At 40.0% G+C, this 480-nt stretch carries 1 protein-coding gene; it reads left to right on the top strand.

What is annotated here, in order from left to right:
- Window positions 1-293: 293 nt before the first annotated feature.
- Window positions 294-480: ATP-dependent Clp protease proteolytic subunit (locus J5M56_RS24865; protein WP_207938044.1), on the top strand; the 187-nt coding region annotated here is incomplete at its 3' end.

The raw sequence follows: 480 nt of genomic DNA on the forward strand, positions 1-480 counted from the left end.
GTATTTGAGGAGGTGACTAAGTGAAAGTAACTGAGAAAATCTTATGGGCACCTAACAATTAGAAACTTAATGGGATTTATGAGGAAAATATGAGTATGGCTGGTTCGCGTTATACAGAAAATCGAGGTAAGGAGAAAGAATCTAATGCAAAAACTAAACTTGGTATTGAAGATGAAATGACTTTCTTCCCGCCAGTAAACGAGTGCCCTGTTCTCTATAAAGACGGAGTGTAAGATATTCTACTGGACGAGGAAATCAAATCTCCTAGCTACTATCGAAATGCTTTCCAGACCTTGCGTAATGCACAAGAAGGTGAAACTGTTCGGATTATCATCTCCACATACGGAGGAAATCTCACATCAGCCATCACATTCAAAAATCTTATTGAGCAGTGTGCAGCAGAGGTTGTGGGTGTCTTGGAAGGTGAAGCGTTTAGTGCTGGATCGTTGATTCTTCTTAGTTGTCCGGTAATTCATATTC

The sequence above is a fragment of the Pseudomonas sp. 51_B genome (assembly GCF_017491595.1).
GTDB lineage: Bacteria > Pseudomonadota > Gammaproteobacteria > Pseudomonadales > Pseudomonadaceae > Aquipseudomonas > Aquipseudomonas promysalinigenes.